This is a genomic window from Streptosporangium sp. NPDC000239, assembly GCF_040300765.1.
Taxonomy (GTDB): Bacteria; Actinomycetota; Actinomycetes; order Streptosporangiales; family Streptosporangiaceae; genus Streptosporangium.
The window spans coordinates 82,754-95,373 of the sequence record NZ_JBEPEI010000006.1 but is presented as its reverse complement, the minus strand read 5'-3'; the positions used below and the strand labels follow the sequence as shown (position 1 = coordinate 95,373).

Here is a 12,620-nt window from a genome sequence, read left to right as displayed (position 1 = left end):
ATCAATTCGGGCCGTTTCCGGCCTCTGCTTTCTCTGTCCCGCACCGCGCCGAAGGGTACACAGAAGTCTCTCCCACCGGCCAGGACGGGGCGGGAAGGAAGCGGGGGAGCACGGTTCCAAAAAGCGCTTCCGGCACCCGGTCATGTGACACGACGACCGCGAACCAGGCAAAGACCTTTCCCGGCACGACTTCCCCGAAGAACCCGTATTAAGGAAATGTTTCGGCTTCGGGCCCGTGCCGTCCGGGTCCCCGTCGTGCGGTGTTCGTCACCGGACGGCGGCCGTGCGCCGGCGGGCCCACCCCGGCCTTGACGACCACAGCGGCCTCGACGGCCCGATGGTCTCGGTGGCCTCGGTGAACCCGCCGGGCTCCGTCATCGCCCTCATTACCCCACGAGCTCGGCGATCACCTTGGCGAACAGCTCGTTGTGCCGGTCGACGTCGGACTCCTCCGACAGTGGCGAGAACAGCGCCGCGCCGCTCATCCCGTCGAGCGCGATCCCCCGGTTGGCCAGGTACAGCCACAGCGCCTCACGCAGCGAGGCGCTCCGGGGATAGGGCTGCCCGGCGTTGCGCGGCGGCTCCGGGGTGAAGGCGTACATGACGCGGCCCCCGAGGCGGCCGACGTGCCAGGGCAGGCGGTGCGCCGCGACGACCTCCTCGATCCCGCGGCCGTAACGGTCGGCGAGACGGTTCATGTGCGCGTACGTACGCTCCGTCATGACCTCTTCGAGCACCGCCCGCATGGCCCTGACCGCGAGCGGGCCGCTCGCCAGCGTGCTGCCGAGACCGCCGTCGCCGTCTTGGGTGTAGCGCGCCGCCGCCGCGGCGACCTCCTCGGACATGCCGTACACGCCTGCGGGGACGCCCCCGGCGATCCACTTGCCCATGGTGACGAGGTCCGGTTCCAGGCCGAACTCACGGACGCAGCCGCCCGGACCGGCCGGGATCGTCTGGGTCTCGTCGATGAGCAGCAGGGTCCCCGTACGGCGGGTGATCTCACGCAGGCCCGCGTGGAATCCGGGGTCGGGGTGGATCACCGCGCCGCCGTTGGTCATCACCGGTTCGGCGATCACCGCGGCGACGTCCCGTGGCGCGAGCTCCCGTTCCAGCGCGTCGAGGTCGTTGAACTCGACCACCTTCGTGGTCCGCCGCACGTCCACGCCGCCCGTGTCGACGCCGGGCAGCGGCGTGACGCCCTCCTCGGTCAGCACGGCGTAGGTCTGCTCGACCGCGCCGTGGTAGGCCCGGTTGAACATCAGGATCCGCTCCCGCCCCGTGGCCACCCTGGCCAGCAGCAGCGCGAACCGGTTCGCGTCGGTGGCCGAGACGGCGAACTGCCAGCACGGCAGGCCGAAACGGTTCCGCAGTTCCTCGGCCACCCACACGTGGTCCTCGTTCGGCCACAGGGTCACGCTGCCCCGGCCGAGCTGGTCACGCAGCGCCGCGACGATCGCGGGATGGTCGTGCCCCCACAGCGCCGCCGTGCCCGCCAGGCCGAAGTCGGCGTAGTCGTGTCCGTCGACGTCGTGCAGGCGGGCGCCGGTGGCCCGCTCGACCGTCAGCGGCACCGGCGGCGGGAACTGCCTGATCCAGTGCTGCGGTGTGCCGTGCAACTGCGAGGCGCGGGCGCGCTCGTACAGCGCCGCCGACCTCGGCCTGCCCTCGATCCAGGCGGCGCGCTCCCGCGTCAGCAGCGCGGCGAGGCTTCGTTCGTCGATCCCCTGCGGCACGACGGCCGTCCGGTCATCCGTCATCGTTCCTCCTGTGCGGGCGGGGCCCCCGGCAGGGGCCGAGCCTGTGGGACGGCCGAACGGGCCATGTCGGCGCGGACCCCGGATCGACGCTACCTTCCACCATGAGTCCGGAAATAGGACCGGATTACCACGTTTGCCGGGACCGCAGGCCTCCCCGGCCCGGTCGTCCTCAGGCTGTGACGGCTCCCCGCGCGGCGGTGACCAGGGACCGGGTGTAGGGGTCCGCCGGGTCATCCAGGACGTCGCCGGTACGGCCGTGCTCGACGATCCGCCCCCGGTGCATGACCGAGACCTCGTCGGCGACCGCGCGGACCACCCCCAGGTCGTGGGTGACGAACAGCACGGTCAGACCGTCACGGCGCAGCGTCGTGAGCAGCTCCAGGACCGCGGCCTGGACCGAGACGTCGAGCGCGGAGGTGATCTCGTCGCAGATCAGCACGCTGGGGTCGCAGACGAGGGAACGCGCGACGGCCACGCGCTGGCGCTCGCCCCCGGACAGCTCCCCGGGACGGCTCCTGGCGATCTCCGGGCGGAGCGCCACCCGGTCGAGGGCGTCCAGTGCCCGCCGCCGCGCCTCGTCCTGCGAGACGCCGAAGAGGTGCCTGATCGGGGTCCGCAGGATCTCGGCGACCGTGTGCCGGGGGTTGAGCGCGCGGTAGGGGTTCTGGAACACGTACTGGATCCGGCGCCGCAGCTCGGCGGGCCTGTCCGTCCCGGCGACCGCCAGCGGCGCCCCCGCGTAGGACAGGGTGCCCGTGACATGGCCGCCGAATCCGGACAGCACCCGGGCGAGGGTCGTCTTGCCCGACCCCGACTCCCCGACCAGCGCGTGGAAGGCCCCCTCCCGCAGGTCGAGGGAGACCTCGTGCAGCACCCGGTGGGCGCGACCGTAGGAGAAGGAGACGTCGCGGGCCCGCAGCAACGGCTCCGCGTCCGCGCCGGGCCGTACCTCGGGGAGGTCCGCGACGACGTCGGCGACGGTGATCTCCGGGACGGCGACCGGGTGGTGGCAGGCCACCAGGTGCTCCGGCCCCTGTCCCGTCTGCGAAGGCGTCTCCTCCCGGCAGAGCGCGTCGGCCCTGGCGCAGCGCGGCGCGAACGCGCAGCCGGACGGCCTGGCCGTCAGCGACGGGGCGTGCCCGGGGATGGACCGCGGCGCCCGGCGGACGGCGACGTCCGGGGAGGCGGCCAGCAGGCCACGCGTGTACGGGTGCCGCGCTCCGGCGGACGCCCCCGGCGTCCCGGCCGTCCCGGTCGGGAAGAACGTGCCGAGGGGGGCGGTCTCCACGACACGGCCCGCGTACATGACCGCGATCCGGTCGGCCAGGCCCCGCACGACCCCCAGGTCGTGGGAGACGTAGACCGCGGCGGCCCCCCGGTCCCGGCACATCTCACGCACCGAGGCCAGGACACGCGCCTGGGTGGTGACGTCGAGGGCGGTCGTCGGCTCGTCGAGCACGACGAGCCGGGGGCCGGGCAGGAAGGCGAGCGCGATGAGCACCCGCTGCTGCTGGCCTCCGGAGAGCTGGTGCGGGTAGCGCCGCAGGAAGGCCTCCTCCGAGGGCAGCCCCGCCGCGTCGAGCGCGGCCCCGACCTCGGCGGCCGCCGCCCGGCCGCGCAGGCCGGGCCGGTGCACGGCCACCATCTCGGCCAGCTGCGTGCCGATCCGCAGCGCCGGGTTGAGGGCGGTCGCCGGGTCCTGGGCGACGTAGCCGACCAGCCCGCCGCGTGCCCGCCGCAGCTCACGCGGCGACAGCCCGAGGACGTCGACGCCGCCGACCGTGACCGAGCCCCCGGTGATCCGGGCCCCCCGCCTGGCGTGTCCGAGCAGGGCGGTGGCCAGCGTGGTCTTGCCTGAGCCCGACTCCCCGACCAGGCCGACGATCTCGCCGGGGCCGAGGGTCAGGCCGACGCCGGACAGGATCTCGGGGCCGTTGTCCAGGGCGACCCGCAGTCCTTCGACGCGCAGCAGCGGATGGGCGTTCACCGTTCCTCCTCGACCGGCGCGACGGTACGGCCGAGCCCCTCGGCCAGGGTGTTGACGCCCAGCGCGAACAGGGCGATCAGGACGACGGGGGCGAGCACCGCCCAGGGCTGCAGGCGCAGGCCGCCGTGGTTCTCGTTGACCATCAGCCCCCAGTCGGCCGCCGGGGCCGCCACGCCGTACCCGAGGAAGCTCATCGCGGCGATCAGCCCGGCCGACCAGGTGAGCATCGCGCCCAGGTGGACCAGCAGCGGCGTGGTGACGTTGGGCAGGATCTCGCGGAACAGGATCCGGCGCCGGGGGTAGCCCAGGAGCCTGGCCGCCTCCACGTACTCCTGCCCCATCACGCCGAGCGTCAGGCTCCTGGCGAGCCGTACCGTGCCGGGCAGCAGCGTGACGGCGACGGTCGCCACGACCAGCGGGCGGGAGCGGCCGAGCATCGAGACGGCCAGCAGCACGAGCACCAGGTGCGGGAAGGCCAGCAGCACGTCGGCGCACCACAGCACGGCCCGGTCGGCCAGGCGCCCGGTCCAGGCGGCCGACATGCCGATCGCCGCGCCCGCGAGCAGCGCGAGGACGGCGGCGCAGACGGTCGTCAGCACGAGGGAGCGCCCGCCGAGCAGCACCCGTGACAGCACGTCGGCGCCCAGGTAGTCGTAGCCGAGCGGCGCCCCGGGGGCGGGCGCGCCGTAGGCCGGTCCGACCAGTTCGTCGGCCGCGTACGGCGCCGCCACCGGTCCGAGCACCGCGACCAGCACGACGAGGACGGTCAGCAGCGCCCCGAACCTGACCTGCCGGTCGCGCAGCGGGCGGACGGCCCCCGCCAGGACGTTCACGACCGCGCCCGCGCCCGCCCGCCGGTCGCGCGGGAGACGGGTCGCGCTCACCGCTCCCCCGTCCTGAGCCTGGGGGTCAGCAGCACGGTGACCAGGTCGGCCAGGAGGTTGACGACGACCACCCCGCCCGCGACGAGCAGGGCCGCCGCCTGGATCACCGGGACGTCGCGGGCGCCGACCGCCGCGTTCAGCGCGCCGCCGAGGCCCGGGTAGCTGAAGGCGACCTCGACGACCAGCGAGCCGCCGAGCAGCACCCCGGTGGTCAGCGCCGTCGCCTGTACGGCGGGCACCAGCCCGTTGGGCAGGGCGTGGCGCCAGATCACCCGGCGTTCCGGGACACCCCGCAGCCGGGCGGCGGTCGCGTAGTCGGACTCCAAAGCCTCGGCCACCGAGGAGCGGACCTGGCGCAGCAGGTAGGGCGTCTCCGCGGCGACCAGGGTCAGGGCGGGCAGGACGAGATAGCGGGGCTGGGCGAACGGCGACACCCCGGGTTCGAGCAGCGATGCGGCCGGCAGGACCGGCCAGACGGTCGTGGCCAGCAGGACGATCAGGGCGACGGCGACGACGAAGCCCGGTACGGCCTGCAGGGAGACCGCCGCCGAGGTGACGACGCGGTCGGCGAGGCCGCCCCTGCGCAGCGCGGCGAACAGGCCGAGGACCAGCGCGAGGGCGACGGCGACGGTCAGCGCCGAGGCCAGCAGGGCCAGGGAGTTGACGAGCCTGCCGCCGAGCAGGGACGCCACGTCGGTGCCGGAGTCGAGGGATCGGCCCAGGTCACCGGTGATGACGCCGCCGAGCCAGGTGAGGTACCGCTGCCACAGCGGCCGGTCGAGTCCGAGGTCGAGCCGTAGCCGGGCCAGGCTCTCCGGGGTCGCGTCCCCGCCGAGGATCGCCATGGCCGGGTCGGAGGGCAGCGCCTGGGTCGCGGCGAACACCACGACGCTGGTGGCCCAGACCGCCGCCGCGCCGTACGCGACCCGGCGCAGCAGCCACCTCCCCCGGCCGCCCGCCCGGGGTCGCCCCGGTTCCTGTCCGGTCATATCAGGTCGTCTCCTTGACCCAGAGCTTCTCGAAACGCCAGGTCGCGAACTGGGTGTGCTCCGGGGTGACGCCGCCGACGCCGGTCGAGACCGCGTCCAGGGCGTTGTTGAAGCCCCAGATGACCATTCCGCCCTTCGCGTGCTGGATGCGCTGCATCTCGTGGACCAGTTCGGCGCGCCTGGCGGTGTCCGGCTGGGTGACGGCCTGTTCGAACAGCTCGGTGAAGCGCGGGTCGGAGAAGTGGGTCTTGTTCGCGGCCGAGACGGGCGCGTCCAGGTGCAGGGCGCTGGACAGGAACGACTCGGTCAGCAGGCCGCCGGTGCTCATCGTCCAGTCGAGGCGCCGCGGGCCGTTGAAGGTCGCGGCGTCGACCTTCTTCACCGTGACGGTGATCCCGGCCTTCTTCGCCTGGGCGGCGAAGACCAGCGCGGCGGCGTCCCCGCCCTCGCCGGAGACCAGCTCGATCTGCAGGTTCTCCCGGCCCGCCTCCTTCAGCAGCGCCCTGGCCCGTTCGACGTCGTGGGGACGTTGCGGGATGCTCCGGTCGAAGGTGGGGTCCTGCGGCGAGTAGAGGTCGTTGGCGAGGCGCCCGTGGCCGGACAGGGCGCGATCGACCAGTTCCTGCCGGTCGGTCAGCAGCCGGAACGCCTCACGCACCCGCTCGTCGCGGAAGGGCTCCTTGCTGAGGTTGAGGTCGAAGGACTGCCAGTTGCTGGTCTCGGAGACGACCACCCTGACCCTCGGGTCGCCCTGCAGCAGCCTGACCTGGTCGGCGCCGATGCCGTTGGCGAGGGAGATCTGGCCGGCCTGCAGCGCGGCGATCCGGGACGCCTCGTCCTGGAAGTCGATGATCTCCAGTTCGTCGGCGTACGGCCGGCCGTCCTTGAAGTAGTTCTCGAACCGGGTGAACAGCGACCGCCGCCCCGGGGTGAACTCCTTGAGCTTGTACGGCCCCGCCCCGACCGGCCTGGCCGGGTCGTAGTCGACGGGGACGACGGCGCCGAAGTTGGTGAAGGTGTCGGGGAAGGGCACGAAGCCCTTGCCGTCCTTGAAGTGGAAGCGCACGGTCCGTTCGTCGACCTTGTCGATCCGCTCCCGGTCGAGGGTGAACAGCAGCGCCGCCCAGGGGGAGCCGAGCGCGGGGTCGGTGAGCCGCCGGGCCGAGAAGATCACGTCGTCGGCGGTGATGGTCTTGCCGTTGTGGAACTCGAGCCCCTGCCTGAGCCGTACGGTCCAGGTCGTCGCGTCGGCGTTCGCCTCGGTCTCCTCGGCCAGGGCCGGGGACCAGTTCATCTCGGCGTCCCACTCCCACAGCTTGCTGTAGACCGCGAAGCCCCTGATGATCGAGCCGATGGTGAGCGGCTTGTGCGCGTCGAGCGTGCCCGCCCTGTCGCCGTCGACCACGCCGAGCCTGAGCCTGCCGCCCCGCCTGGGGGCGCCGTCGGCGACCGCGGCCTGCTGGATCGTTCCAGGGCGCGCGGCCTCCTGCCCCGGGGCGCAGCCGACGAGCGCCGCCCCGCCGAGAAGTACGGCTCCGCCGAGGAAGCCACGCCGGGTGATCTGGCCGTTCATCGAAGTGTCTCCTGAGGGGTTACGCGTCCGCGCGCAGCGAGGGGATCTCGAAGCCGTGGTCGAGGTCGAGCAGGGGGAAGAGCAGGTCGGCGACCCGGTGCGCCTCGGCGATCAGCGGGAAGCCGGACAGGATGAAGGACTGGACGCCGTGCTCCTGGTACTCGCGGATGCGGGCGGCGACGTTCTCCGCGCTGCCGACCAGGTAGGTGCCCGAGCTCGGTGAGACCACGTCGAAGCCGAACAGGCTGGGCCCGGTCCAGACGTTGGGGTGGATCTCCAGGTCGCGCACGTCGGGCAGGCGCCCGGAGCGCAGCGCCTCAAGACGCCGGTTGACCCGCTGGTCCTGGCTCCGGTAGGTCTCGATCGGTTCGGGCAGGTTCCACTTGGCGAGTTCGAGGGCGGTCTCGACCGAGGTCGCGCGCAGCAGCGAGGCGGCGTGCTCCCAGGCCTCCTCCTCGGTCTCGCGCACGATGATCTGCAGGCGGGTGCCGTACCTCAGGGTGCGGCCGTGCTTGGCGGCCTCGGCACCGACGCGGCGGAACTTCTCGCCGAGGCGCTGCGGGGTGTCGGCGAAGCTGAGGTAGACGTCGAGCAGGCCCGCCGAGTGGGCGACGCCCGCGGGTGAGGTGCCCGCGCCCCACAGCGGTGTCGGGCGTACGGCCGTGCCCCACGGAGACAGCGGTCCCCCGGGCCCCGCCCGGCCCGCCAGCCGGACGTGCCTGCCCTCGTACGGCTCCGGCTCTCCGAGGTAGACGCGCTGGAAGGCGTCCCAGTACTCGGCGCTGAAGTCGTAGCGCTCGTCGTGGCCGAGGTGCAGGCCGTACTGGGCGAGGGTGGCGTCGTTGCCGTTGACCACGTTGAACAGCAGCCGCCCGCCGGAGAAGCGGTCGATGGTGTGCGCGATCTGGGCGAGTTTGGCGGGTGAGGTCAGACCGGGGTAGACGGCGGTGAGGAACCGCATCCTCCGGGTGGCCCCGGCCATGGCCGCCGCGACGGTCAGCCCGTCGTCCCGGCCGGTGCCCAGCAGCGCGCCGTAGTAGCCGAGCCGGTCGATCGTCTCCGCGACGTGGCGCAGGTGGTCGAAGTCGGTGGCCCATCGGCCGCGCTCCTCCCAGGGGTACGGCCCGTCGGGGGCGGTGAGGTACCACAGGAGCTGGGCGGGCGGGACGGTCATCGGTGTTCCTTTCCGGGGATTCGGCGCAAAACATACTATACAGATAGGAAATAAATGCAATTACGGACGGCCTCCAACCCGATCCGGGCAGGCCGGAAGCACCGGAGGTGACGGACGGCGGACACATCCCCGTACGGTGGGCAATCGCCTGATTGCCTGCCGTCGCCCTCACGTTCGTGATCTGATGACCTTCCCCGCTCCCTGCACACCGTCCGCGAGCACGCCTGCCCCGGCGCGCCCGCGGACGCCCGCCCGGCCGTTCAGGCGGTGCCCGCCCCCGCGGCGGGCGCCGCCCCTCGTGAGTATGGAAGTCGCTGCCATGTCGCCGAACGTAAGTCGCCTGTACCAAGCGGTCCTCCGGGACAGGACCGCACCGATATCCCCCCGGCTGCGACGCACCTTCGGGGAGTGGCTCGCCGCCAGGGGATTGCCGGCCCCGGAGACGGGCAGGGAGGCGCAGGAGTTCGAGCGGGACGGAGTCCGGGTCCGCGTCGAGCGCTCGGGCGAGTGCGGGCGCTACCTCGTCGAGGAGAACCGGGCGGAGGGCCTGCTGCGCACCCGGGTCGCCTACGCCGAACGGACGGGCGGACCGGCGGGCTGGGTGGTCGTCACGGTCGAGGGGGACGGTGAGAGCGGTGCGGGACACGCCCCGGGGTTCGTCCAGGCCTACCTGCGCACCGCCAGGATCACCGACGGCGGCACGCACCTGCCGGACGCCGCAGAGGAGGTCGACGAGGACGCCGTCCACCGGCTGGTCTCGGTGCTCTCCGAACGCAGGCGCCGCGTCCCGGTGGCCGTCGTCTCGGTCGATCCGCAGGACCCGCGGGCGGCGAGGACCCGGGCCGAATACCTGGCGGGCGCGGTCGCCGGGGCCGGGATGGTCGCACGCTTCGCCGACCTGCACGCCCAGCAGCGCTTCAACGAGGCCATGGGCTCCGACCTCGGGGTGTTCGGCGGGGGGATCCGCACCTACGTGGCCCCGTTCGACCCGGGCGGGGAGAGCTACCCCTACCGGCACCGCCCGATGGGCGGGGCGATGGTCCGCAAGCAGGGCAGGCAGGCCCTCGACCTGGCCGCGGACGGCATCATCGGGGAGACGGCGCGGCGCGCGCTCCCCGACGACGTGCAACGGGCCTACCGGGTCGTCTCCAGAATCCTGGTCGGCAAGGCGACCGCCGGTGACCTGGCCGAGGCCATGACCCCGCGTCCCGCGCCCACCGGCTCCCCGGGAGACGGGCTGCGCCGCTGGATGATGGCGATGGGCCCCCGCAGCGCCCCCGCCGAACCCGTCCCCGCGCGCGGCGCGGAACCCCCCGCCGAACCCGAGCCCGCGGCGACAGCCGTCCCGGCCACCGAGCCGGAGCCCGCGCAGGAGCGGCGTTCCCTGGACGTGGACGAGCTGGCCCGCCTGGTCGCCGCCGTGGTGGTCAGGGAGCTGCGGGGCGAGCTGGACGCCGCTCTCGGCCTGGCGGCCTCCTCATCCGGGGCCTCCGGCGGCGGTTCCGGCGGCGGTTCCGGCAGTGGTTCCGGCAACGGGGAGATCCTGCGTCAGATGCGCACCCTCGGCGCGCACGTCGAGGGCCTGCGCGATCTGGTCGTCGTACGGCAGAGCGGCGACCAGCTGCTGGCCGAGGCCGAGGACGAGAGCGACAGGCTGGCCGGTGAGATGGACCGCCTGCACACCGAGCACGAGATCCTCCAGCAGGAGTACGCCGAGGCCGTCGCGTCCGCCCGCAAGCTCCAGGAACGGGTCCGCTGGCTTGAGGGCAGGCTGGCCAGGGCGGGCAGTCCCGCCTTCGGGCTCTCCCCCGACGACGCCGTCTTCGAACCGACCAGCCTCATGGACGCCCTGAACATGGCGCGGGAGAAGCTGGTCCACGTGGAGATCGGCGACACCGACACCGAGGCCGCGAAACTCGACCTCACCTACCCCACACTCGCCAGGGTCTGGGCCTCCAAGACCTGGGACGCGCTGCGCGCGCTCGACGCCTTCGCCCAGGCCAGATCGTCGGGCGAGTTCTCCGGAGGGTTCTTCGACTGGTGCAGGAGCTCGGCCGTCCTGACCATCCCGGCCGGGATGGTCGCGATGAGCGAGTCGAAGACCGTCAACACCAACGGCAGATACAGCACAAGGCGGACCTTCTCCGTGCCCGCCGAGGTGCACCCGTCAGGGAAGGTGATGATGGAGGCGCACATCAAGATCCGCAAGGGCGGCTGCCCGGCGCCCAGGATCCACTTCCACGACGACTCCGGCGGCCTCACCGGCAAGGTCTGGGTCGGGCACGTGGGCGACCACCTGCCCAACCCGCACACCAACTGACCTCTCTCACGGCCGGGGCCGTGGGAGGTCGTCACGCCGTCGCCGCCCGCGCCCGAAGTCCTCGAAGGCCGGTCACCGGGTGAAGAGCGGTCTGGTGCGGGAGGCCGCGACGGCGGCGAAGCCGTACTCCAGCATCTCCTTCTCGTAGCGCGCCTTGGCCTCGAGCGGGGGAAGCGTGGCGAGCAGTTCGGCGAGGAGGGCGGCGTCGCGCAGCGCCGTGTTGGCGCCCTCGCCCTGCCCGGGTGACATGGCGTGGACCGCGTCGCCCAGCAGCGTCACCCCCGGCTCGTACCATGGCCGTACGGGCCGGGCCGAGTGGAGGTTGACGGGGAAGGTCGCCTCGGTCTCCGCCTCGGCGACGACCTGGACGGCTCCGGGGTGCCAGCCGGCCCGCCGCAGGGTGTCCAGGGCCAGGCCGCGCAGCCGTTCGCCGTCCCATCGCCTGAACTCGTCGGCGGCGATCGTGCTCGCCCCCGGCCAGCCGCGCAGGGACCAGGCGAGGTAGTCGGGCACCGGGGTGAGGCCGGGGTGACCGCCGCGGGCGCGGCAGGCGACGGCGCCGAACGAGGTGCCCGCCGGGTCGGAGGTGATGTTGAAGCCGTCGGTGAAGACGCCGGGCAGCCAGTCGAGGGTGCGTTCGGTGAGCGGCGTCCTGCCGTAGATCATGCGGCCCAAATCCTCGATCTCCGCGTCGGGGACGAGCTGTCCGCGTACGGCGGAGGCGACACCGTCGGCGCCGACGAGCAGGTCCCCGTCCGCCTGGCTCCCGTCGGCGAAGACGGCCCGGATCCCGCCGTCCTCGGTGGTGCGGTAACCGGTGAAGGTCTTGCCGAAGCGCACGTCGAGATCGTTGAGCAGGATCTCCCTGAGCGTGAGGCGGTTGACGCCGAACACCTGGTCCCGGGGGTACGGCGGGACGGGGTTGGCGAACCTGGGGTTGAGGCGGTGGTCGGCGACCACCAGCCGGGTGGCGGGTTCGAGTGACGTCTCGACGCAGCGGTCGAAGAGATGAGGGGGCAGGCAGGCGCGCAGTGCCCGGCTGCCGGTCTCCTTGACGGTCAGCCGCCAGCCCTGGCCGCGGAAGTCGGCCGAGGCGTCGCGGTCGAAGACGCTGACCTCGATGCCCGCCCGCCGTAAGCCGTGCGCCAGGCAGAGCCCGCCGACGCCGGCACCGATGATCAGTACATGGGTTCTCACGGTGGCGACCCTACGATTTAACTGCCGCGACAGCAACTGCTGGAGCAGCTATTCTTGCCGCCATGGATCCTTCCCTGATCGCCGTGCTCGCCGCCGGAGGACTCGTCCAGCAGGTCGGCCGGGAGCTGCGCAACGCCGTGGAGGCGCGGCTGGCGCCCTTCGACATCACCTCGCAGCAGGCGGCGCTCCTGCTCAACGTGCTGCGGGGGCAGACCGGTCCGGCCCAGCTGGCCGTCGTGCTCGGCACCGACACCGCGGGGACGACCAGGCTCCTGGACAGGATGGAGGCCAAGGGCCTGATCAGCCGGAGCAGGCATCCCAGCGACCGGCGCGCCGTGGTGATCGAGGCGACCGAGGCGGGCCGGGCGCTCGCACCCCGGATCGCGCCCGTCTTCGGCCAGGTCAACCGGCGGATGCTCGACGGGGTGTCGGACGAGGAACTCCGGGCGCTCACCGGACTGCTGGAACGCATGCTCGGCAACCTGCGATCGCCGTAGGCCCGCAGGGACGTCCGGCCGTCACCCCGCACCCCGGAGTCCGCCCGGTACGGTCGGCACCGGAGGCCACCGCTTCACTGGCCTGCCGGGACGACACCCGTGCGTCCTCGGCGGAACACCCGCGGATCCGGGCTTCCCGGGTCGGCGCAGGTCTCACGGCCTGTGGCAGGGTGGATGACCGTGACCCGCCCCGGTCGAACCCCACGTCCAGACCGCCCTATCGTCCGCCGCCTGATCCTTGT

Annotated in this window: 9 protein-coding genes; 2 read left to right on the top strand and 7 right to left on the bottom strand. The window is 73.0% G+C overall.

Annotated elements, in window-relative coordinates; all coding sequences use genetic code 11:
- Positions 1–386: 386 nt before the first annotated feature.
- The 6 genes from ABT340_RS17630 to ABT340_RS17605 form a co-directional block, all read right to left on the bottom strand.
- Positions 387–1,757 (bottom strand): transaminase, encoded by a 1,371-nt coding sequence (locus ABT340_RS17630; RefSeq protein WP_352011803.1) that lies wholly within the window; start codon positions 1,755–1,757, stop codon positions 387–389.
- A 169-nt stretch (positions 1,758–1,926) separates the two neighbouring features.
- Positions 1,927–3,744 (bottom strand): dipeptide ABC transporter ATP-binding protein, encoded by a 1,818-nt coding sequence (locus ABT340_RS17625; RefSeq protein WP_352011802.1) that lies wholly within the window; start codon positions 3,742–3,744, stop codon positions 1,927–1,929.
- A complete protein-coding gene (locus ABT340_RS17620) occupies positions 3,741–4,628 on the bottom strand; it encodes an ABC transporter permease (protein WP_352011801.1) in 888 nt (295 codons plus the stop codon). The genes ABT340_RS17625 and ABT340_RS17620 overlap by 4 nt, the downstream gene beginning before the upstream one ends.
- Entirely contained in the window at positions 4,625–5,617 is a 993-nt protein-coding gene (locus tag ABT340_RS17615; protein ID WP_352011800.1) for an ABC transporter permease, read from the bottom strand. Before ABT340_RS17615 ends, ABT340_RS17620 begins: the two co-directional genes overlap by 4 nt.
- A 1-nt stretch (position 5,618) precedes the next feature.
- Positions 5,619–7,190 (bottom strand): ABC transporter substrate-binding protein, encoded by a 1,572-nt coding sequence (locus ABT340_RS17610; RefSeq protein WP_352011799.1) that lies wholly within the window; start codon positions 7,188–7,190, stop codon positions 5,619–5,621.
- A 19-nt stretch (positions 7,191–7,209) separates the two neighbouring features.
- On the bottom strand, positions 7,210–8,364 hold the full coding sequence (locus ABT340_RS17605) for an LLM class flavin-dependent oxidoreductase (protein ID WP_352011798.1): 1,155 nt from the start codon (positions 8,362–8,364) through the stop codon (positions 7,210–7,212).
- Positions 8,365–8,791: 427 nt separating this feature from the next.
- Between ABT340_RS17605 and ABT340_RS17600 the strand changes: the two genes are divergently transcribed.
- Entirely contained in the window at positions 8,792–10,684 is a 1,893-nt protein-coding gene (locus ABT340_RS17600; protein WP_352011797.1) for a hypothetical protein, read from the top strand.
- Between the two features lie 72 nt (positions 10,685–10,756).
- Here the strand turns inward: ABT340_RS17600 and ABT340_RS17595 are convergent, their stop codons facing one another.
- Positions 10,757–11,881 carry an FAD-dependent oxidoreductase gene (locus tag ABT340_RS17595; protein ID WP_352011796.1) on the bottom strand — a complete coding sequence of 375 codons (1,125 nt, stop codon included), beginning with the start codon at positions 11,879–11,881 and terminating at the stop codon, positions 10,757–10,759.
- Between the two features lie 62 nt (positions 11,882–11,943).
- Here ABT340_RS17595 and ABT340_RS17590 point away from each other — a divergent pair, with 62 nt between their 5' ends.
- Positions 11,944–12,378, top strand: coding sequence for a MarR family winged helix-turn-helix transcriptional regulator (locus tag ABT340_RS17590; RefSeq protein WP_352011795.1), 435 nt, complete (start codon positions 11,944–11,946; stop codon positions 12,376–12,378).
- Positions 12,379–12,620: the final 242 nt, after the last annotated feature.